This window comes from Vibrio sp. 2130-1 (assembly GCF_033339515.1).
In genome coordinates this window covers 1-584 of record NZ_JAWOUT010000512.1, presented here as the reverse complement: position 1 = coordinate 584, position 584 = coordinate 1, and the positions used below count along the sequence as shown (strand labels likewise).

At 48.8% G+C, this 584-nt stretch carries 1 protein-coding gene; it reads left to right on the top strand.

The features are described 5' to 3' along the window. Positions 1–584 (top strand): methyl-accepting chemotaxis protein (locus R7Q09_RS27125; protein ID WP_318144076.1); only part of this gene is annotated, 584 nt, incomplete at both ends.

The following is a 584-nucleotide window of genomic DNA, read 5'->3' as shown; positions in this document are numbered from 1 at the left end:
TCTAAAAATGAGATTGTGAATTTGAATAACGGCGTTGCAAGCATGGCGAATCAACTGAATGAGTTAGTTGGCCAGATTCGTTCTACCAGCGATTTAGTCGAAAGTAACTCGACCAGTGTAGCAAGCGATGCTCATAGCAACTTCACCCAAGCGGATCGTCAGCAAGAAGAAGTTGAGCAAGTCGTAACAGCAATCGAAGAGATGGCCTCTTCCGCTCAATCGGTGGCGCAGCAAGTAGAAAGCATTGCTGAGAATGTCCGCTCAGCGAACTTAGATAGCCAATCTGGTTTGACGATTGTTGAAGGCGTATGTGTCGACGTGGCGCAGTTGAATGATCAATTGGATCAATCAGCCGAAGCCATCGAACAAGTCAACCGTGACAGTGAAAGTATCCAAACCGTCACAAGAATGATCGACGAAATTGCCGAGCAGACCAACCTACTCGCTCTCAACGCAGCAATTGAAGCGGCACGTGCCGGTGAGCAAGGCCGTGGGTTTGCTGTGGTCGCGGATGAAGTTCGCACATTAGCGCACCGTACGCAAAGCTCAGTGCAAGACGTAGTTGGGATTATCGAGAAGCTAAA